The organism is Halorhodospira sp. 9621, assembly GCF_022228055.1.
Lineage (GTDB): Bacteria > Pseudomonadota > Gammaproteobacteria > Nitrococcales > Halorhodospiraceae > Halorhodospira > Halorhodospira halophila_A.
In genome coordinates, this window is record NZ_JAJNRD010000031.1 from 1 (window position 1) to 18,719 (window position 18,719).

An 18,719-nucleotide genomic window follows, 5' to 3' on the forward strand; every position below is an offset into this window, starting at 1 on the left:
CGGAGCCGGAGCCCGAACCCGAGCCGGAACCCGAACCCGAACCCGAACCCGAACCCGAACCGGACCCCGAACCGGAGCCCAAGCCGGAAGAGGACGAGGTGGAGGAAGAGGACGATGACCCCGACGAGGGGCCGCCGCAGGAGGCGGAGGTCGGCACCGAATCGGACGTTTCGGACTCTTTCCTGGCCGATGTCCACCGCGCCCTGCAGTCGGAGCAGCGCTATCCCCGTTCGGCCGAGCGCCGGCGCCTGGAAGGCACGGTGGGGTTGACCTTCGTTCTCGATGCCGACGGCAACGTCCTCGAGTGGGAGATCGCCGAGCCGTCAGAGCACGAACTCTTCGATGAAGAGGTCGAGCGCATGATCCAGTCGGTGCGGATGCCCGAGATCCCCGAAGACGAGTCCTTCGAGCGCCTGGAGCTGAATGTGACCATCGACTTCCGGCTGCGCTGAAGCCCTTGCGACGCCTTAATCGAAGGCGAGATCGCGCAGGAACAGGGCGATCTCGGGGAAGAAGATCACCAGCAGCGTGGCCAGGATCATGATGGCGATGAACGGCGGCGTGCCGCGGATCACCTCCAGGTACGGCCGTCGGAAGACGGCGATGGCGGTGAACAGGTCGACCCCGAAGGGCGGGGTTGCCGAACCGATGGCTGCCTGCAGGACCACCAGCGTACCCACCAGGACCGGGTCGAGCTGAGCGGCTTCGACCAGCGGTGCCAGGATCGGTGTGAAGACCAGGATCACCACGATCGGGTCGACGAACATGCAGCCGATGAAATAGATCAGCGCAATGGCTAGCAGCGCAAGGGTCGGGTCGTGGGCCACGGCATCGATCAGCGGTCCCACGAGTTCTTGGGGGATCTGCGCGAACGAAATGCTGTAGGCGAAGGCCTGCCCGGCGCCGACTAGGATGAAGACCACTGCCGTGATCAGCCCCGTGGAGCGGGCCACTTCCAGTAGATCCCGCCCGCCCAGGCTGCGGTAGACCCCGAACTCGAGGATGGCGGCGTAGAGCACCGAGATGGCCGCCGCCTCGGTGGGCGTAAAGACGCCGCTGTAGATGCCGCCGACGATGATCACCGGGAAGCCCAGCGCCGGCAGCGCGCGCAGCAGGGCGCGGCCGCGCGCTCCCCAGCCGGCCCGTTCGGCGCCCTCGATCCCCTGCCAGCGAGTGTAGATGTAGCACCACAGGCTGATCAGCAACAGGATCAGCAGCCCGGGGCCGATACCGGCGATGAACAGTTGCGCCGGCGAGGTCTGGGCCACCACGCCGTAGATGATCATGCCGATGCTCGGCGGGATGAGTAGCGCCACATCGCTGGCGTTGACGATCAGCGCCAGGTTGAAGCTGTCCTTGTACCCCGCCTGCTGCAGGCGCGGGCGCAGCGGCGTGCCCATGGCCACCACGGTGGCCTGGGTCGAGCCCGAGACGGCGCCAAAGAGCGCGCAGCTGACTGCCGTGGTGATGGGCAGGCCGCCGCGGATGTGGCCGATGGTCGTGGCCACTAGGTCGAGCAGGGTGTTGGCGGTGCGCCCCCGGGTCATGATGTCGGCGGCGAGGATAAACAGCGGCACCGCCGAGAGCACCACGGGCTGGATCCCGGTAATCATCTGCCGGATCAGGGCGTCGGCGCCGATAAACGGCAGCTCGATGAGGATGATCAGCAGTGCGCCGGCGAGCAGTGGCACCATCAGCGGGAAGCCGAGCAGCAGCAGGAGCAGCATCGCCGTGATCACCAGCGCTGTCATAGTCGCGCATCCCCGGCCGGATCCTCGCCGGACTCGTAGGCCTCGCGCTCGCTGTAGGAGCGGTAGATCGCCCGGCGGGTGAGGTTTTTCCAGGCGCTGAGGGCGTACTGCACGCCGCCGGCAAACAGGCCCACGGGTACGATCGAATAGGCCAGCCCCATGGGGATGCCCAGCGCCGTGCTGGTGCGCCCGCCCTGGTGGACCTCCCAGACGTAGTGGCCGGCGTGCCACGCCATGTAGAACAGCAGCCCGGCGGTGCCCACATGGGTGAAGACCAGCAGCCCCTTGCGCGCCAGGCCGCGCAGCTGGTCGTAGACGGCATTCATGCAGATGTGCCGCGCTCGGCGCACGCCGTAGGCGAGCCCGCCGAAGGTGATCCAGATCATGAGGATCTCGGTGAGTTCGAAGGTGCCCGGCACGGTGTTGCCGGTGAGGTTGCGCGAGAGGGTATTGGCTATGGAGAGGCCCGCCAGCAGCAGGACGCCGCCGGCAAGCAGGAACGCCTCGACACGGGCGATACCGCCGTCGAGCCGCTCGAGCCAGGTCCGCTTCCGTGTGCCCATGCGGGGATCCCAACCGAATCGTTGAGGTGAACATATCGAACCTCGGGGGGATGCGTACAGTGCAGCGGCTTGTGCTAGGGTTCGGGGCGATCACCATGCTGACGGGAGATCATCCCCATGCACCGTTACGCCATCGCCACCGTGCTGCTTGGCAGCGTCGCCTTCGCCGGAGCCGCCCACGCCGATCAGTGGCGGATCGCCCTAGAGGAGGTGGAGGGCAGCATCCAGTACCAGTACGCCGAGCGCTTCGCCGAGGAGGTGGAGGCGCGCACTGACGGTGAGGTACAGGTCGATCTGTTCCCCTACGGCACCATCGGCGAGATGGAGGATATCTACGAGCAGCTGCAGGCCAACGTTGTGCAGTTCGCTTTCGGCTCCGGGGCGTTGGGCGGGACCGTACCGGAGAGTCAGTTGTTTAGCGTCAACTTCATCCTCAGCGATGACGAGTACGTGAATACCCGCGCGCTGAACGATCCCCACTTCCTACGCAGCGATCCGGTCCAGCAGGCGTTCGGCGAGCGGGGCATGGAGTTGGTCTCGGTCCTGCCCGAGGGCTGGCAGGTGTGGAGCGCCAATGAGCCGATCCGCACCCCCGAGGATTTCGACGGGGTGCAGATCCGCACCATGGACAATCGCCTGCTGCGCGAGACCTACCGCCAGTACGGCGCCGACCCAACGCCCATGGCCTACGGCGAGGTTTACGGCGGGCTGGAGCAGGGCGTGATCGACGGCAACATCCAGCCGTACTTCGCACACCAGGAGATGGGCTTCTACGAGGTCCAGGACTACTTCATCGAGGCGCGTCAGGCGCAGTTTATCGCCGGCTTCATGGCCAGTTCCCGGTTCTTTGACGGGTTACCGGCCGAGCGACAGGAGATGATCCGCGAGATCACCGCCGACATGGTGGACTGGGCCCACGACATGCAGCAGGCGGTCAATGACGAGCGCCTGGCCGACATGAAGGCCGGCTCGGACATCCAGGTCATTGCCCTGGACGAGGATGAGCGTGCCGCCTTCCGCGAGCGCGCCCTACCCACCCGAGAGACGTATATCGACGAGGTCGGCGCCCGCGGCGAGCAGGCACTGGAGCGGCTGCTCGAGGCGGTCGAGCAGGCCGAGGACGCCTACGGCGACTCCTGACGGCGGCAGGAGCCGGGGCATGCGCCACCGCCTGAGCGCCATCGTTGTCGCCGCCGCCCTGGCGGCGGGCTGTGGCGACGAGCCCCCGGAGCAGTGGCGAATCGCCCTGGAGGAGAAGGCGGGCGGCGTGCAGTACGAGTACGCCGCCCGCTTCGCCGAGGAGGTTGAGGAGCGCACCGACGGCGCCGTGGAGGTGCGGATCTACCCGTACGGCGCCATCGGCGATACCGAAACGGTCCATCAGCAGGTGCGCCGCAACGCGGTGCACTTCGCCTTCGGTTCCGGCGATCTGGCCGGGGCGGTCCCCGAGAGTCAGGTCTTCGGTCTGCACTTCATTTACAGCGACGACGCCTACGTCAACGCCCGGGCGCTCAACGATCCTGAACTGCTGCATAGCGACGCGCTGCAGGGCGCTTACCGAGACGCGCGGCTGCGCCCGCTGGCGCTGGTGCCCACCGGCTGGCGGGTGTGGGCCGCGGACCGGCCGCTGCGTGCCCCGGCTGATTTCCGCGACGTGCGCCTGGGGGTGGCCGACAGCCCGCTGCTGCGCGAGAGCTACCGTGCCTACGGGGCGCAGGCCGAGCACGTCGAATACGGCGAACTCCATGCGGCCCTGGCCGATGGCCGGGTAGACGCCACCGCGCAGCCGATCTATATCCTCGACGCCCTCGGGCTCTACGAGCACACCCGTCACTGGACGGCGCCCCGGGCTGCGCCCCACGTATCCGCCTTCGTCGCCAGCGATATCTTCTACCAGCGCCTGTCGCGCGGCCAGCGCCGAATGCTGCGCGAGATCGGCGAGGAGCTGGTGGACTGGGCCCATGAGATGCAGCAGGCGCTCAACGAACAACGGCTTGCACAGATCCGGCAGGCGGAGGATATTGCCGTGGAGGAACTCGACGCAGCCGAGCGCGAGGCCCTCGCCGATCCGGCCCGCCCCTTGCGGGCGCTCTACACGGCGCGAGGCGGGCCGGACGCCGAGCGGATCCTCGCCCGGTTGCTCGATGCCCTCGAGCGCGCCGAGGCGGAGCACGGCGGAGACTGAGCCCCCGTCGCGGCGCACCGAAGACCCACCCCCTCAAGCAGTACGCCAGGAGGAGAACCAGGATGGTACGCACCGAATCCACCATGCTGCCCATCGGCACCCCGGCTCCGGACTTCACCCTTGCCGATACCGACGGCCGCAGCGTCTCCCTGCACGGGGATCTGGCCGGCGGCGAAGGGGTGCTGATCGCCTTCATCTGCAACCACTGCCCGTTCGTCAAGCACCTGCGCGACCACCTGGCCCATTTCGGCCGGGAGTGCCAGGAGCGCGGGATCGCGGTGGCGGCGATCAGCGCCAACAGCCCCGAGACCCATCCCGACGACGGCCCTGAGCGCATGGCCGAGGAGAAGGCGGCTGCCGGGTACACGTTCCCTTATCTGTTCGATCCGGATCAGTCCGTGGCCAAGGCCTACCGGGCTGCCTGCACGCCGGATTTCTACCTCTTCGATGCTGAACTGAAGCTCTTCTACCGGGGGCGGTTTGACGACAGCACGCCGCGCAACGACCGTCCGATCACCGGGGCCGACCTGCGCGGGGCGGTGGATGCGCTGTTGCAGGGCGAGGCGCCGCCCGACCCGCAGTACCCGAGCATCGGCTGCAACATCAAGTGGCGCGAGGGCAATGAGCCCGACTACTTCACTGCTGGAGGATGAGCTCCAGTACGAACTTGCTGCCGAAGTAGCCGAACATCAGGGCGAGGAAACCGACGAGGGTCCAGCGGATCGCCGTCTGTCCTCGCCACCCCCACACGGCATGGCCGATCAGCAGTGTGGCGAAGGCCAACCACGAGGCCATGGACAGCGAGGTCTTGTGGATCATCATCCCCTCAAGGAGGCGATCCAGGAAGAACAGGAAACCGGAACCGAGGGCCACGGTCAGCGCGACAAAGCCCACGGTGATCAGCCAGAACAGCTGCTTCTCCATGGTGCGTAGCGCCGGCAGCTGCCGCACGAATCCGGTGGCCTGCCGGTGGCGTAGCCGATAGTCGAGGGCGCCGAGGATCAGCGCCTGCAGCACCGCCGCCAGTAGGGTGGCGTAAGCGGTCATGGAGATGACGATGTGGATCTGTACCGCCAGCTCGCGATCCAGGGTGGCCTCCGGGGCCGCGAACAGGGTCAGCATGACCGCCATGGCCGAAAGCGGCCAGAGCAGGATGCCCAGATGCTCGACCCGCTGGCGCAGGCTGACGATGACCAGCCCGGTGCTGGTGATCCAGGAGACCAGCGACAGGGCGCTGAAGATGCTCAGGTTCAGCCCGTCGTCCACCCAGGTGGTGTCACCGACCACGACCACGTGCGTGCCGACCGCCGCGGCGGCCAACGCCAGCGCGGTCGAGCGCGCCGGGCTGCGTTCCTCGTGCAGCAGCAGCCGTGCGCCGAGGGCGACCGTGGCGGCCAGATAGAGCAGGACGGTAACGAGGGTCAGGGCAGTGATAACCATAATGGACGGGATGATGGCATAAACCGTGCCACCCGGGAACCACCCTGCGACAAGCCGCGACGGTACATTGGATTCGCACGCGGGCGCGGCGGACCCGTATAATACGGCCCGTTTTCAGGTTGCCGAACGAATAGGCCGGACCATGTTTGAGAATCTCACCGGACGCTTCGACTCCGTCACGCAGCGCATGAGCGGGCGGGGCCGGATCACCGATGAAAACATCCAGGAGACCGTCCGCGAGGTGCGCAAGGCGCTGCTCGAGGCCGACGTGGCCCTGCCAGTGGTGCGCAGCTTTACCGAAGAGGTCAAGAAGCGCGCCGAGGGTGCCGAGGTGGCCAAGAGCCTGACCCCGGGGCAGGCCTTCATCAAGATCGTCCAGGACGAGCTGGTCCGCGTCATGGGCGAGGAGGCGGTGCCGCTCAACCTCAATGTTCAGCCGCCGGCGGTGGTACTGGTCGCCGGCCTGCAGGGTTCGGGCAAGACCACCTCCATCGGCAAGCTGGCCCGTTACCTGCGCGAGCGCGAGAAGAAGAAGGTCCTGGTGGTCAGCTGCGACGTCTACCGGCCGGCGGCCATCGACCAGCTCGAGACCCTCGCCGGCCAGGTCGAAGTGGACTTCTTCCCGTCAAGCTCTGGCGACAAGCCCGAGCGGATCGCCAGGGACGCGATCGACCACGCCAAGCGCCACTACTACGACGTGCTCCTCGTCGATACCGCCGGCCGGCTGACCGTCGACGAGGCGATGATGGACGAGGTCAAGCGCCTGCATAAGGCGGTGACCCCGGCCGAGACCCTCTTCGTGGTCGACGCCATGACCGGTCAGGATGCGGCCAAGACGGCCCAGGCCTTCGGCGAGGCCCTGCCCCTGACCGGCGTGGTGCTGACCAAGACCGACGGTGACGCCCGCGGTGGTGCCGCGCTGTCGGTCCGCCACGTCACGGGCGCGCCGATCAAGTTCCTCGGCATCGGCGAGAAGACCGACGCCCTTGAGCCTTTCCATCCCGAGCGGGTCGCCTCGCGGATCCTCGGCAAGGGCGACGTGGTCAGCCTGGTCGAGGAGGTCGAGCGCAGCGTTGACCAGGAGAAGGCCAAGAAGCTTGAGAAGAAGCTCAAGAAGGGCGGCAAGGGGTTCGATCTCAACGACTTCAAGGAGCAGATGCAGCAGATCGATAAGCTCGGCGGCCTCGGCGGGGTGATGGACAAGATGCCGGGCATGGGCAAGCAGTTCGACAAGGTCAAGGACCAGCTCGATGACCGCATCGTCCGCCGTCAGCTGGCCATGATCAACTCCATGACCCCGGCCGAGCGCGCCAAGCCGGATATCATCAACGGCTCGCGCAAGAAGCGGATCGCCACCGGCTCTGGAGTCCAGGTCCAGGACCTCAATCGCCTGCTCAAGCAGTTCAAGCAGATGCAAAAGATGATGAAGCAGGTGAAGAAAAAGGGTGGTGCGCAGCGGATGTTCCAGCAGCTCATGGGTGGTGGCTCCGGCGGGCCGGGCGGCCCGGCCGGTCCCGGTGGACTGCCGCCGGGGATGGGGCGCTAGGGCGCACGCGCGGCGTGAACCCCTATAAGGTCTGTTAGATTCGCGCCGATAACCCGGGCAGGGCCGCGCCATCCGGCCGGTTGCAACAGGAGATCACCATGAAGCTGCTGCGCCGCATCCACGACGTCCGGATCTGGATTCGCCTGCTCGTCGGTATCTGGCTGATGCTGGTCCTGGCCTGGACGAGCATGATCGTGTACGCGGCGTGGGAACAGCGCAACGTGGCGGTGGACCAGGCCGTCGAGTTCACCGACACGATGAACCAGATGACCATGGCCGGTCTCACCGCCATGATGTGGACCAACACCATGGATCAGCGCCACGAGTTCCTGGAACAAATCCAGGAGCTGCCCAATGTTTCGGGGCTGCGGGTGCTGCGCGCAGAACTCACCGAGGAGTGGTACGGCCCCGGTGAGCCGGATCAACAGCCTCAGGACGAGGTTGAGGAGCGGGTGCTGGAGACCGGCGAGCCCTACATCGCCCAGATTGATGGCGGCCAGGCCCTACGTGCGGTCATCCCCAACTTTAACGAGACCGACTTCCTCGGCAAGTCGTGCGTCGAGTGCCACGGCCCGGGCAACGAGGGCGAGGTCCTCGGCGCGGTCAATATGGAGATCTCGCTCGAGGAGGTGAATCGGGCGGTGATCGGTTTCGGCACGACCATCTTCGGGATCGCCGTGCTGCTCAGCCTGCCGTTCCTGCTGGTGGTCTACCTATTCATCCAGCGCTCGGTCACGCGGCCGATCAACGACATGACCCAAAATCTGAACGCCATCGCCAGCGGCGGCGGCGACCTGACCCGCCGGCTCGATGTCCACAGCGGCGACGAGATCGGGCAGGCGGCCAACGCCTTCAACCGTTCCATGGCCGTCTTCCACGACCTGATCGCCCGGGTGGTGGACATGGCCGAGCGGCTCGATCGCTCGGCGCAGCAGGTCTCCGAGGTCACGGACCGGAGCAACGATCGGATCGATCGTCAGCGCTCGGAGATCGAGCAGGTGGCCACGGCGATGAACGAGATGACCTCCACCGCCCAGGAGGTCGCCCGCAACGCCCAGCACGCTGCCGAGGCCACGCAGAGCGGCGAGGAGGCCGCCCAGCGGGGCAAGCAGGTGGTCCAGCAGACGGTCAGCGGTATCAACCAGCTCGCCGATGACGTCTCCCGCGCCGCCGGGGCGATCCAGAAGCTGGCCGACGACAGCGAGCAGATCGGCACGGTGATCGATCTGATCCGCGAGATCGCCGAGCAGACCAACCTGCTCGCCCTCAACGCCGCCATCGAGGCGGCGCGCGCCGGCGAGCAGGGCCGGGGCTTCGCCGTGGTCGCTGATGAGGTGCGCAAGCTGGCCACGCGCACCCACGAGTCCACGCAGCAGATCCAGGACATGATCAGCGCCCTGCAGGAGGAGACCAAGAGCGCCCAGGCGGCGATGGAGCAGGGCCACTCCCAGACCCAGGAGACGGTCAGTCAGGCCTCCGAGGCGGATACCGTGCTTGGCGACATCCAGGAGTCGGTCTCCACCATCAGCGAGGTGAATACCCAGATCGCCAGCGCCGCCGAGGAGCAGAGCCAGGTGGTCGAGGAGATCAACCGCAACGTCACCTCCATCAACGACGCGGCGGAGACCACCGCCCAGGAGAGCCAGGAGACCAAGCAGGCCGGTGACGAGCTCGAGGTGCTCGCCCGCGACCTGCGCAAACTCGTCGAGCAATTCAAGGTTTGAGCAAGAGCACGAACCCGGGCGCAACGCGCAGACGCTGGATCGGTCTGATCGGCGGCCCGCTGGCCGCCGGTGGCATGCTGCTGGCCGGGCCGCCTGCCGGCCTGGGGCAGGACGCTTGGTTCGTGGCGGCGCTCACCGTGCTCATGGCCACCTGGTGGGTGAGCGAGGCCCTGCCCATTGCCGCGACCGCCCTGCTGCCGGCCGCGGCGCTGCCGCTGCTCGGGGTGTCCAGCCCCGAGCAGACCATGGCCGCCTACGCCAACCCGATGATCTTCCTCTTCCTCGGCGGCTTTCTGATCGCCATGGCGATCCAGCGTTGGGGGCTGCACCGACGCATCGCGCTGCTCATCCTGTCGGCCACAGGGGGGCGGGACGACCTCCTGGTGGCCGGGTTCATGGGGGCCACGGCGCTGCTCTCCATGTGGGTTAGCAACACCGCCACCGCCGCGATGATGCTGCCCATCGGCCTGTCGGTCATCGGCCTAGTGGAGAGCAGCAGCGGCAAGACGGACCGCCACTTCACCCTGGCGCTGCTGCTGGGGATCGCCTTCGGGGCGAATATTGGCGGCCTCGGCACCCTGATCGGCACCCCGCCGAATGCCTTTCTGGCCGGCTACATCGGCGACCGTTTCGAGATGCAGATCGGCTTCGCGCAGTGGATGGCGGTCGGGGTGCCGGTCTCCGCCACCATGCTGGTCCTGGCGTGGTGGGTCCTGACCCGCTGGGCCTTCCCGCTGCCGGGGCAGGCGATCGCCGGCGTCGGCGAACTGATCGAGCAGGAGCGTCGGCAGATCGGCCCCATGCAGCGGACCGAGCGACGGGTGGCCGTGGTCTTCGTGCTCACCGCCCTGGCCTGGGTGATGCGTCCGTGGCTGGAGAGCATTCTGCCCGGGGCAGTGGCGATCAGCGACGCCGGCATCGCCCTCGTCGGCGCCCTGGCCCTGTTCCTGGTCCCCGCCGATGTTCGCCGCCTGAAGTTCCTGCTCGACTGGGAGGACACCCGGGGGCTGCCGTGGGGGGTTCTGGTGCTGGTTGGCGGCGGCCTGGCGCTGGGCGTGGCCATCGATGAGAGCGGCCTGGCCGGGGCGATTGCCACCCTGCTCAGCGGCATGGGCGACTGGCCGGCGCCGCTGCTTGTGCTCTCGGTGGCCGTGCTGGCGGCGCTGATGAGCCACGTGACCAGCAACACGGCCACGGCAGCGACCCTGCTGCCGCTGGTGACCTCGCTGGCGCTGACCATCGGGATCCATCCGCTGCTGCTCGGCGTACCGGTCGCACTGGCCGCCTCGGCGGCCTTTATGCTGCCGGTGGCGACGCCGCCCAACGCCATTGTCTTCGGCAGCGACCGCATTACCGTGCCCGACATGGTTCGCGCCGGTGTACTGCTGACCTTCGCCGGTGCCGGGGTCGCCACGCTCGCCGCCTTCCTACTCGCCCCGCGCGTCCTCGGTTTCTAGCAGGCCGGGTATTCTTGAGGGGGGGATTCCCAGGGCAAAACCCGGTGGGGGAATCCTTTTGTCCCTCCGGCGGAACCTTCTCCGTTTACAATTCCTCTCTTTTTCGATAATTTCTCGCTGTACAGCGGTATTCCAAGTGGAGGAAGCGGAAAATGACGACGAGCGATGAAGCCCTCGAAACGATCCGCCAGGCAGCGGAAGAGCTCGATCTCGTGGATCTGGAGAAAGCCTCGCGGATGATCGAGAAAGAGCAGAAGCGCCGCGAGAAAGAGGCCCGCAAGCAGGCCCAGCAGGAAATGAAACAGGTCGCCCAGAAATACGGGCTGGATCTCGACGAGATTGTCTCGGGCGTCAGCAAGGGCACCGGCGGCAGCAAGGCCTCCAAGGGCGGCAAGGTCCCGCCGAAGTTCCGTCACCCCGAGGATCCGGATCGCACCTGGACCGGCCGCGGCCGCAAGCCGAAGTGGGTCGTCCACTGGGAAGAAGAGCTGGGCCGGGATATCGAAGAGCTGCGTATTCCAGACGCCTGAAGGCTCCGGTTTCGCGGGTTTTCAGAACCATTACACGGATGAATACCCTGGACGACAGGGCTGCCCGTGATCGAGCTCGGTGAGTGGGTTCTCGCAACCCTTGTGCTGATCGTGGGCACGGTCGTTCAGGGTTCCATCGGTTTCGGCGTGGCCCTTTTGGGCGCGCCCGTTCTCTACTGGATTGACCCTGTTCTGGTGCCCGGGCCGATGCTGGTCGTCGGCATGGTGACACCGCTGATGATCTTGATTCGGGAACGTCGCGATCTGGACGTCGCCGGCATCCGCTGGGCCATTCCCGGGCAGCTTTCCGGTGCCGGGCTTGCCGGCGTGGTGCTCGCGCGGGTCGACGAATCCCACCTTTCTTTAATCTTCGGCACCCTGGTTCTGCTCGCCGTAGGGCTGAGTCTGGTGGCGGGGGCGCCCCGGCCCACCGGGAGACGCCTGCTCGCCGGCGGCACCCTCTCCGGTTTTATGGCTACCGCCACCTCGATCGGCGGGCCGCCGCTGGCCCTGGCCTATCAGGGGGTGAGCGGAGCGCGGTTGCGCGCTTCGCTCTCGGCGGTGTTCGTAGTCGGAGCGTTCGGCTCGCTGGGGGCGCTGGCGTGGATCGGTCGCTTCGGGGCCACGGAGTTGCTCCTCGGCCTGAGCTTGTTACCCGGTATCGCCATTGGTTTCTGGCTGTCCGGGTACACGGCTCGTGCCCTGGACCGGCGCTGGCTGCGTGGCGCCGTGCTCGGCGTGTCGGCCGTGGCCGGCCTGGCGGCGGTGGTGCAGGCGCTGGCGACCGGTTAGCGCAGGGCGGATTCGCGACGGCCTGCGCGCGCTTTTAAGGGCGTGGCGGATCGCGGCGCCAGGGGCCCTGTGGTTCTTCGGAGGCAGCCTCTGCCTTCCCCTGCAGCCAGCCCCGGAAGGTCTGTAGCAGGCGGTGGCGGACCCTGTCGTCGGCCAGAGGGGCGTTGTGGGTGGCTCCTTCAATGGTCCAAAGGTGGCGCGGGGATCCGGCCGCCTGGTAGAGCCTTTCGCCGTGGATCGGCGGGATGGTCCGGTCGTCCCCGGCGACGACGAGCAGCAGCGGTGTGGGAGACAGTTCGGCGATGTGATCGACCGGCGCGTAGGCATCACTGACCAGCCAGGATAGGGGGTGCTGGAGGGGCCAGGTCAGCCAGAAGTTGCCCAGTTTCTCGCGGGTGATGCCGCGGTAGCTGTCGAATGGGCTCTCGGCGACCACGCCGGCCGGCGGTTCGCCGTCCCACCGCGCCACGGCGGTGATCGCGATGCTCGCCCCAAGGCTTTGGCCGAGCACCAACACACGCTCGGGGTCGACATCGTCGCGTTGGATGAGCGTGCTCAGCGCGGCCTCGGCGTCCTGGTGAACGCCCGAGAAGCTGGGCGATCCCTCCGAGTGACCGTAACCGCGGTAGTCGAAGGTGAAGACCTGAAAGCCGTGGCGGGGCAGCCACCAGACCGCGGCCACGTGGGTGCTGACATTCTGTGCGTTCCCGTGGAAGTGGATGACCGTGCCCTCGACCTCGTCGGTCCGGGCAGGCAGAAACCAGCCGTGCAGCTCGGTGCCGTCAGCGGCTGTGAAGGTCACGTCTTCGTACTGCAGACCGGCTTCAGCGGGGTCCCAGTAGTGGGTCTCGCTCGGGAAGAAGAATGCCCGCTGGCAGCCAGCGACCAGGCCCAGGGTTACCAGCAGCAGGACACACGGGGCCAGGCTTCGCGACAGCATGGTGGCTCCGGTCTACAGGTAGTGGTGAAGGGTCAGCTGGACCCGATCGCTGCGTATGCCAAAGTCCTCCTCGCGATGCAGTCCGAGCCGCAGCGCGGTTTGCTCGCCCAGGTCGCGGCCGATCTCCGCAGAGAGGGTCCAGGCGTTCTCGTTGTCGGTGAAGCGGAGGCCGGAGCCGGTCAGGTGGGCGCGCCAGTCACCTCCCTGGTAGACGGCGTCGCCGCGCAGACCGCCGCCCAGTCTTGCCGAATCACCGAGCCCGCGGGAGGCGCGCAGGGTAACGGCTCCGCCGCCGTAGAGGCGTAACCGGTCGTCCAGCCAGGCCCACGCCGGACCGAAATCGGCGTCGATCACGGCGGCCAGTGGTCGGCGGCCGTCATCGGCGCGGATTCGCTCGATGCCGAGTTTGCCGCCCCACGCCCAGCCGGGGAAGGTGCGGTTGCGTGGCTCCATGGAGCGCAGCTCCATCAGTGTCAGGCGTTCAACCTCAAGCCCACCGTCCGGTTTGCGTCCCTGGCGTGGCGAGCGATTCTCGTACATGCGCGCAATCACCTCCAGGAAGGTGACCTGGGCGCCGCGGAGGTAGCCGGCCGCCGGGTCGAGTAAATCGTGGTAAGCGGCGCGCCACTGCAGCTCACCGTAGCCGACCCGGGAATGGGAACCGATTCCCACACCGAGCCGTCCGGTGCGGTGGCCCTCGTCGGGTCGCTGGTCGGGTCGGGGGGGTGGTTCGGCACGGGGGCCGTCGGTGCGCGCTCGTTCGCTGAGCAACCGGTGGCGTCGTTCGCGTCCCTCGTCACCGATGGGCTCAACGTGAGCGAGCTGGTCGAGATAGGCCGATGCGGCTTCCAGGACCCGTGCTCGGTCCGCTTCCGGGAGGGCCTGGATGGCCTCATCGCTGGTCTCACGGTCACCGTGGGCAAGCTCGCGGACCCAATCGGTGTGCTCGTCCTCCAGTCCGGCGAGCATATGATCGAGGGTACGTCGCCGGGATGGCCGGTAGTGAACATCGCGTAACAGCCCCGGTTCTTCGGTCACGGCGCGGATGGTATCGCTGGGGATGGCCCAGAAGCGAAAGTCATCGCGCAGGCTCAGGGTGGGGTCGGCGATCTCGAGCAGTGACAGCAGGCGGTAGGAGCAGTTCTGCAGGAAGAAATAATACGGCATACCCACCCCATCCAGCTCCCAGAGATGGCTCAGGAGCCGGTCTATGGCGTCCTCGTCCAGGTCTAGTTCGTACTCCCAGAGGTCCCGCTGCTCGAGCTGGGTGTACTCGTTGACCTTGTAGTAATAGGGCATGACCGTGTAGCTGCCGGGATAGCTCCCCAGCACCCCGCGCATGGCAAAGACGACGCCCTGATCCTCACCGGTCTGTGCTGCGTGGTTGACGGCGAAGGCGGTCAACGGCCGCTGCAGGTCCTCTTCGCCGTCGAGGCGGAGCAGAGTATGTCCGAACATGGAGGCGGGATTGCCCATGTAAGCGTCGGCAAAGATGAGCATGACGCGCTCAGTGGCGATCCGTTCGCGCCAGGCCTCGTAAGCCGCGCAATCCGGATCGGGCAGTGGGTAACCGCGGGCTTCCAGCCCGAGGGCTTCGACCAGCAGCTGGCGGCGCGCCGGAAAGCGGCAGGCGGCGTGGCTGTCCTCGGCGCCGGGTACCACCGGGGCGTACAGCGCCTTCAGTGTGGCGCGCAGCTCGGCGCGCGGATCTTCGTGACCGTGCTCGTGGAAATAGAACCCGGGCGTGCGCACCATCCCCTCGCGTCCGGTCCGAAAGGCTCGATGCTCATAGCCGAGCAGTCGCAACCAGCGGGGATCGTCGGCCAGCTCCAGGATCTCAGCCAGCGCGCCGGCGTGGATCGGGGCGGCGACGGCTCGGGGCAGGCAGAGCACACCGCTGAGCAGTACGGCGCAGCACAGCGCCAGAGCTAGACGCATCGGGCGTTCAGTCATGGGCAGGGGTCGGGAAGGCGCGCCGGCTTACCGGTCCCCGGCCGGGGCCGGGGGCCGGTTAGCGGACGGACGTCCTTACGCCGTGTAACGGCTCAGGGTGTCGTGTCCGGCCATGGTGGCTTCGAGGTTTTCCAGGGCCTCGCCGGCGGTAACGTCGGCGGACGGGAAGATCTCCCCGAAGTTCTTCTGGGTGTGGGAGAAGAAGGCATCGTGATCTGCCTCGTCGATCTCCAGCAGGGAGGCGAGCGTGGAGAGCGCCTCGCCACCGCCATTGGAGGCGTCCTGGGCCACTTGGTCCATGTTCTCGGACATGAACTGGGAGGCCTCGGCGGTGATGACGGCGCCTTCCTCGCAGCCCAGGGTGCCGGAGGTGATGCCGAAGTGCTGGTTCCAGGAGATGCCGTTGGTGGTCACCGCCAGGATGTCCTGTCCCATGCCGGACTGGCCGTCGAACAGGACGGTACCGAGCCCGCAGCCGGTGTTGTCAGCCTGAGCAGTGCCCGCCATGCCGAGCGCACCAGCGAACATGGCAGTTGCGACGTACTTTTTCATCATGGTTGATCGCTTCCTCTGTCGATCCAACTCTCACCCGGCGACCGGGCGGGTCACCGGAGAACGGTGCAGTAAAGACTGCAACCCGACTGTAAACGATCGGAAAACCGGGGTGCCAGGGCGGGAGCTGTGGCGGGTAATCACGCTCAGGCCTGCTCGTCGATGTTGATGCCCTTGCGCTCGAGGGCATCGAGCTGCTCCGGCTCGATGACGCCGTTGTCGCTGACCTGCTCGAGCGCCTTCTCGACGGCGCGCAGGGCATCGGCATATTCATGCTTTTTCTCGTGGGCAACCTCCAGCTGCTCGCGCAGGAGGTTGGTCTGATCCTCACGCGTCTCCTGAGCACGCTGCTGTGCCTGGTACCCCTGGTAGGCACCGAACAGACCGGCTACCGTGCCGACACCACTGACAATGCTCATCGATCGGTCCTGACTGGAGAGCGGACGTGAAACGCGATTCACTGCGGCCTAACCGAGTTATCGGCTTCGCGGCGGAGAACTTGAGCCGTCGGCGCGGCGTGTTCTTCGATCGAGTGTTCGCGACCCTGTTGGTGGTCGTGGCGGCAGCGGTCGGCGTGCCGGCTGGGGCGGAGGAGCGCCCGACCGAGGCCTTCAATCAGGGGGTGGCCCTGTACGAGGCCGGTGATTACCGCGCTGCCGAGCGCGCGTTCGCGACGGTCGTCGGAGACCCGGAGCTCGGCGCGCTGGCCGCGTTTAATCTCGGACGCGCCGCAGGTCAGCGCGGGGATTGGGCCGCGGCGGAGCACTGGTGGCGCTTGGCAGAGCGGCAGGCTCGCGCGGAGCGCCTCCAGCGGCTGGTCGCCACGCGTCTGGACGAACTCCAGCAGGGCCGGCCGGCCCTGACCGGCTATCTGCAGGCCGGGATCGGGTACGACTCCAACCTGACACTGGATAACGCCAGGGCCTTCAGCGGCGACGGTGATTCGTTCCTCGATCTGTTTGGTCACGCCGCGTGGCAGGCCCGCGGGAGCCGGGGCGACGGGGTGTCGGCCCAGGGCAGTCTCTATCACCGTGGCTACGCCAGCGAGGGGGATTTCGACTTCACCGACGTTGCCCTGGACGTGCTGGCGGAACGGACCGTCCGGCGCTCCCAGCTCGGCTACGGTCTCGGTGTCGGAGCTCTGAGCCGGGGCATCGGCGGCGTCGATGGACGCGCGGAGGGGCAGCTCCAGGGGCGCTGGCACAGCCCGGGTCGGGGCTGGCTCCTGGCGCGCTACCGCCTGCGCGCCCACCGAGGTGGTAATGGCCGGGACTATCTCGATGGGGTGGAGCATCGGTTGAGGCTGGGCTTCCAGGATCGGGCCGGTGCACTGCGCTGGATGGCGTATTACCAGATCGAGCATCACGACCGCGACGACTGGTCGGACGAGAACGCCTTTATCATCCCCGTGGTGACGAGATTGCCGCCCTCGATCGGCCCTATCCCTGGCTGGCGCGTTCGCTTTACAACCTGTGGATCGATCGCCATCGCCGCACTCAGGCCCGCCCACCCTGGGACGACCAGTCTCAGGACGATCCGGACGTCCCGTACACCCTTGCCGAGCCGGGCGACGGCCCCGCCGAGCTGGTCGAGCAGGCGCTGACGCGCGAGCGGTTGCAGCGTGCCCTGGGCGCCTTGCCCGAGGCGCAGCGCCAGGTCGTGCTTCTGCATTACATCGAGGGGTTGTCGCTGGACGAGGTGGCCGAGCTCACCGGGGTGAGCAAGGGAACCCTGAAGTCGCGGTTGGCGCGGGCCCGTGACCGGCTTCGCCAGGTCCTGATGGATGGAACCGATGTCGGGGCCGGTGCGTGTGAGGCGGACAAGGGGACCGATCGATGACGGAGCGAACGATGGACTGCCTGGGCTGCCGCGAAGCGCTCCTGGAACTGGAGGCGGACGAGCTGGATAGTGCACAGGCCGAGGCGTGCTATGCGCACCTGGCCGTCTGTCCGGCCTGTCGGGCCTGGTACCAGGACGGTCTACGGCTGCGTCGGCAACTGGCCGAAATCGGTGGCCAGGAGGCGGTCTCGCCCGGCTGGGTGGCGACGCAACTGCGGCGGGCGCGGAGCGATTCTGTGGTGCCCACCGTGGGTCAGCGCCTAGTCGCCGGTGTCTCGGCGGTGGGGATCCTCGTCGGCGGCGGGCTGGCGCTCTACGACTGGCGGCCCGCACAAACGGATCCGCCGGTGACCGGCCCGGAAAACGGCGAGGTTCAGGAGTTCCGGCTGGCGATCGACGCCGAACGAAGACTGGAGGGGGTACGGTTCCAGGTCGAGGTTCCTGAGGGATTCGAGCTGGAAGGCCATCCGTCGCAGCGACGGGTCAGCTGGGAAGGTGATCTGGAACCGGGCGCCAACCGCCTGACGCTGCCGGTGCGCGGTATACCGGGGGCCGAGGTCGAGCAGGGAGAGTTGGTGACCCGCATCGAGCACGAGGGTCGGTCCCAGGAGCTGCGCCTGCCGGTCACCCTCGTCCAACCACATGAGCGCGAGTCCTGAAATGCGTCACCCAAGACTGGACGAGTTGAGCTGAAGGAGGAGGCAACGATGAGGACCAAGCCCAGAAACGCGAGTCGCCGGTTAGGCTACTTGCTTGTGCCGGTGGGGCTGTTGATCGCCTCGCTGAGCGTGCCGGTGGCCGCCGAGGAGGTCGAGGCCCAGGATGAGGTCGCCGCTGACGCCGGGGAGACCGTGTCCGAGGGTGAGACGCTACGGGATGCCACCATGCGCCGGCTCGACGACGACGCGACCGAGGAGGAGGTGGCGCAGGAGATCGAGTTGCCGGAGCAGGCGGCCGACCGGGCCCGGGAGCGTGCGGCCGAAGGCCTGGAGACGGCCAATGAGGCGCGCGAAGGCGGCCGGGAGTTCGGCCAGGAACGCGCCGAGGAGGCCCGCAGTCAGGGACAGGAGCGCGGGGAGCAAGCCCGTGCAGCCGGCCAGGAGCGAGGCGAGGAGGCCCGTGAAGCCGCTAGGGAACAGGCTGAGCAGGCACGCCAGCAGGCTGAAGAGGCCCGGGAGCAGGGCCGTTCGGTCCAAGACGACGCCCGTGAGGGCCGGGAGCGGGCCGAAGAAGCCCGGGAAGGCAATCGGCCGGAGGGTACACCGGCGAACTAGGCAGGCCGGAGCCCGGTGAGGGGGTGCTGGAACAATCGGGGCCTCCCCACAAAAAAGGGCCGCGGAACGTCCCCGTTCCGCGGCCCTTTCGGTGTTTGGTCGGGGCGGCAGGATTTGAACCTGCGACCCCCTGCACCCCATGCAGGTGCGCTACCAGACTGCGCCACGCCCCG

Annotated in this window: 19 protein-coding genes and 1 tRNA gene; 12 read left to right on the top strand and 8 right to left on the bottom strand. The window is 67.4% G+C overall.

Going from position 1 to position 18,719, the window contains the following annotated elements:
* A partial coding sequence (locus LRF89_RS11410; protein WP_238637152.1) for an energy transducer TonB occupies nucleotides 1-452 on the top strand: 452 nt, incomplete at its 5' end.
* A gap of 15 nt (nucleotides 453-467) precedes the next feature.
* Here the strand turns inward: LRF89_RS11410 and LRF89_RS11415 are convergent.
* Nucleotides 468-1,751 carry a TRAP transporter large permease gene (locus tag LRF89_RS11415; RefSeq protein ID WP_201243014.1) on the bottom strand — a complete coding sequence of 428 codons (1,284 nt, stop codon included), beginning with the start codon at nucleotides 1,749-1,751 and terminating at the stop codon, nucleotides 468-470.
* Nucleotides 1,748-2,314, bottom strand: coding sequence for a TRAP transporter small permease (locus tag LRF89_RS11420; protein WP_201168417.1), 567 nt, complete (start codon nucleotides 2,312-2,314; stop codon nucleotides 1,748-1,750). The genes LRF89_RS11415 and LRF89_RS11420 overlap by 4 nt, the downstream gene beginning before the upstream one ends.
* Nucleotides 2,315-2,431: 117 nt before the next feature.
* Between LRF89_RS11420 and LRF89_RS11425 the strand changes: the two genes are divergently transcribed.
* From LRF89_RS11425 to LRF89_RS11435, 3 genes are all read left to right on the top strand, one after another.
* Complete coding sequence (locus LRF89_RS11425) at nucleotides 2,432-3,454, top strand: TRAP transporter substrate-binding protein (protein ID WP_238634940.1); 1,023 nt, start codon at nucleotides 2,432-2,434, stop codon at nucleotides 3,452-3,454.
* Nucleotides 3,455-3,473: 19 nt separating this feature from the next.
* A complete protein-coding gene (dctP, locus tag LRF89_RS11430) occupies nucleotides 3,474-4,499 on the top strand; it encodes a TRAP transporter substrate-binding protein DctP (protein ID WP_201168413.1) in 1,026 nt (341 codons plus the stop codon).
* A gap of 62 nt (nucleotides 4,500-4,561) precedes the next feature.
* Entirely contained in the window at nucleotides 4,562-5,152 is a 591-nt protein-coding gene (locus LRF89_RS11435) for a thioredoxin family protein (protein WP_201168411.1), read from the top strand.
* On the opposite strand, the gene LRF89_RS11440 is transcribed toward LRF89_RS11435, so the two are convergent.
* Nucleotides 5,136-5,939, bottom strand: a complete 804-nt coding sequence (locus LRF89_RS11440; protein ID WP_238637153.1) for a cytochrome C assembly family protein — start codon at nucleotides 5,937-5,939, stop codon at nucleotides 5,136-5,138. The genes LRF89_RS11435 and LRF89_RS11440 overlap by 17 nt on opposite strands.
* A 142-nt stretch (nucleotides 5,940-6,081) precedes the next feature.
* Between LRF89_RS11440 and ffh the strand changes: the two genes are divergently transcribed.
* The 5 genes from ffh (at nucleotide 6,082) to LRF89_RS11465 (ending at nucleotide 11,988) form a co-directional block, all read left to right on the top strand.
* Nucleotides 6,082-7,485 (top strand): signal recognition particle protein, encoded by a 1,404-nt coding sequence (gene ffh, locus LRF89_RS11445; RefSeq protein ID WP_201168399.1) that lies wholly within the window; start codon nucleotides 6,082-6,084, stop codon nucleotides 7,483-7,485.
* Between the two features lie 98 nt (nucleotides 7,486-7,583).
* Nucleotides 7,584-9,209, top strand: a complete 1,626-nt coding sequence (locus tag LRF89_RS11450) for a methyl-accepting chemotaxis protein (protein WP_238637154.1) — start codon at nucleotides 7,584-7,586, stop codon at nucleotides 9,207-9,209.
* Nucleotides 9,206-10,666 (top strand): SLC13 family permease, encoded by a 1,461-nt coding sequence (locus LRF89_RS11455; RefSeq protein ID WP_201168394.1) that lies wholly within the window; start codon nucleotides 9,206-9,208, stop codon nucleotides 10,664-10,666. The genes LRF89_RS11450 and LRF89_RS11455 overlap by 4 nt, the downstream gene beginning before the upstream one ends.
* A gap of 152 nt (nucleotides 10,667-10,818) precedes the next feature.
* Nucleotides 10,819-11,196, top strand: a complete 378-nt coding sequence (locus LRF89_RS11460) for an H-NS histone family protein (protein ID WP_201168392.1) — start codon at nucleotides 10,819-10,821, stop codon at nucleotides 11,194-11,196.
* Between the two features lie 66 nt (nucleotides 11,197-11,262).
* Complete coding sequence (locus LRF89_RS11465; RefSeq protein WP_201168389.1) at nucleotides 11,263-11,988, top strand: TSUP family transporter; 726 nt, start codon at nucleotides 11,263-11,265, stop codon at nucleotides 11,986-11,988.
* A 34-nt stretch (nucleotides 11,989-12,022) separates the two neighbouring features.
* On the opposite strand, the gene LRF89_RS11470 is transcribed toward LRF89_RS11465, so the two are convergent.
* From LRF89_RS11470 to LRF89_RS11485, 4 genes are all read right to left on the bottom strand, one after another.
* Nucleotides 12,023-12,928 (bottom strand): alpha/beta hydrolase, encoded by a 906-nt coding sequence (locus LRF89_RS11470; protein ID WP_201168388.1) that lies wholly within the window; start codon nucleotides 12,926-12,928, stop codon nucleotides 12,023-12,025.
* 12 nt (nucleotides 12,929-12,940) lie between these two features.
* Nucleotides 12,941-14,866, bottom strand: coding sequence for an Lnb N-terminal periplasmic domain-containing protein (locus LRF89_RS11475; RefSeq protein WP_238637155.1), 1,926 nt, complete (start codon nucleotides 14,864-14,866; stop codon nucleotides 12,941-12,943).
* Between the two features lie 90 nt (nucleotides 14,867-14,956).
* Nucleotides 14,957-15,436 (bottom strand): DUF3015 family protein, encoded by a 480-nt coding sequence (locus tag LRF89_RS11480; protein WP_201243005.1) that lies wholly within the window; start codon nucleotides 15,434-15,436, stop codon nucleotides 14,957-14,959.
* 143 nt (nucleotides 15,437-15,579) lie between these two features.
* Entirely contained in the window at nucleotides 15,580-15,852 is a 273-nt protein-coding gene (locus LRF89_RS11485) for a hypothetical protein (protein ID WP_201168385.1), read from the bottom strand.
* 1,057 nt (nucleotides 15,853-16,909) lie between these two features.
* On the opposite strand from LRF89_RS11485, the gene LRF89_RS11490 reads away from it, so the two are divergent.
* Genes LRF89_RS11490 through LRF89_RS11500 form a run of 3 tightly spaced genes read left to right on the top strand, consistent with a single transcriptional unit; the run spans nucleotide 16,910 to nucleotide 18,546 of the window.
* Entirely contained in the window at nucleotides 16,910-17,272 is a 363-nt protein-coding gene (locus LRF89_RS11490; protein ID WP_201243026.1) for a sigma-70 family RNA polymerase sigma factor, read from the top strand.
* Entirely contained in the window at nucleotides 17,269-17,931 is a 663-nt protein-coding gene (locus LRF89_RS11495) for a hypothetical protein (RefSeq protein WP_238637156.1), read from the top strand. Before LRF89_RS11490 ends, LRF89_RS11495 begins: the two co-directional genes overlap by 4 nt.
* A gap of 48 nt (nucleotides 17,932-17,979) precedes the next feature.
* The gene (locus tag LRF89_RS11500; protein ID WP_201168378.1) at nucleotides 17,980-18,546 is read left to right on the top strand and encodes a hypothetical protein; all 567 of its coding nucleotides are present in this window, start codon (nucleotides 17,980-17,982) and stop codon (nucleotides 18,544-18,546) included.
* A gap of 96 nt (nucleotides 18,547-18,642) precedes the next feature.
* Here the strand turns inward: LRF89_RS11500 and LRF89_RS11505 are convergent.
* Nucleotides 18,643-18,719 (bottom strand) — tRNA-Pro (locus tag LRF89_RS11505).

Coding starts and splice junctions, on each gene's coding strand:
- LRF89_RS11415 (WP_201243014.1), bottom strand. CDS start 1,751: ATGACAGCGCTGGTGATCACGGCGATGCTGCTCCTGCTGCTGCTCGGC.
- LRF89_RS11420 (WP_201168417.1), bottom strand. CDS start 2,314: ATGGGCACACGGAAGCGGACCTGGCTCGAGCGGCTCGACGGCGGTATC.
- LRF89_RS11450 (WP_238637154.1), top strand. CDS start 7,584: ATGAAGCTGCTGCGCCGCATCCACGACGTCCGGATCTGGATTCGCCTG.
- LRF89_RS11425 (WP_238634940.1), top strand. CDS start 2,432: ATGCACCGTTACGCCATCGCCACCGTGCTGCTTGGCAGCGTCGCCTTC.
- LRF89_RS11470 (WP_201168388.1), bottom strand. CDS start 12,928: ATGCTGTCGCGAAGCCTGGCCCCGTGTGTCCTGCTGCTGGTAACCCTG.
- LRF89_RS11460 (WP_201168392.1), top strand. CDS start 10,819: ATGACGACGAGCGATGAAGCCCTCGAAACGATCCGCCAGGCAGCGGAA.
- LRF89_RS11480 (WP_201243005.1), bottom strand. CDS start 15,436: ATGATGAAAAAGTACGTCGCAACTGCCATGTTCGCTGGTGCGCTCGGC.
- LRF89_RS11485 (WP_201168385.1), bottom strand. CDS start 15,852: ATGAGCATTGTCAGTGGTGTCGGCACGGTAGCCGGTCTGTTCGGTGCC.
- LRF89_RS11500 (WP_201168378.1), top strand. CDS start 17,980: ATGAGGACCAAGCCCAGAAACGCGAGTCGCCGGTTAGGCTACTTGCTT.
- LRF89_RS11440 (WP_238637153.1), bottom strand. CDS start 5,939: ATGGTTATCACTGCCCTGACCCTCGTTACCGTCCTGCTCTATCTGGCC.
- LRF89_RS11475 (WP_238637155.1), bottom strand. CDS start 14,866: ATGCGTCTAGCTCTGGCGCTGTGCTGCGCCGTACTGCTCAGCGGTGTG.
- LRF89_RS11495 (WP_238637156.1), top strand. CDS start 17,269: ATGACGGAGCGAACGATGGACTGCCTGGGCTGCCGCGAAGCGCTCCTG.
- LRF89_RS11435 (WP_201168411.1), top strand. CDS start 4,562: ATGGTACGCACCGAATCCACCATGCTGCCCATCGGCACCCCGGCTCCG.
- ffh (WP_201168399.1), top strand. CDS start 6,082: ATGTTTGAGAATCTCACCGGACGCTTCGACTCCGTCACGCAGCGCATG.
- dctP (WP_201168413.1), top strand. CDS start 3,474: ATGCGCCACCGCCTGAGCGCCATCGTTGTCGCCGCCGCCCTGGCGGCG.